The 229-nt window shown below is 52.4% G+C and carries 1 protein-coding gene; it reads right to left on the reverse strand.

All coding sequences use genetic code 11. The annotated features are described in order from the left end of the window. On the reverse strand, nt 1-229 hold a 229-nt coding region (locus AC0L20_RS42055; protein WP_473296002.1), incomplete at both ends, for a hypothetical protein.

The following is a 229-nucleotide window of genomic DNA, read 5'->3' on the forward strand; positions in this document are numbered from 1 at the left end:
GTTGTCTTTTTGTGTGTTCAGCGACTTCGTAGGCACCACCTCGTCCATATACTTGTTTGCGACGCACTCGAAGGTGAGCACCTGTGCGACGATTGCATTGGCTGCCCGGCTCTTTTCAAGTCGAGCATATTCAACGATTGCGGCTCCGTAGTCGGAACCAAGTGCGATTTCCTTCCTAGGTTTATCGCCAGCGTCGTAGTAGTAATAAACCCTTCCCCCTGGCCGTAGG

This window comes from Bradyrhizobium sp. Kon58 (assembly GCF_055807455.1).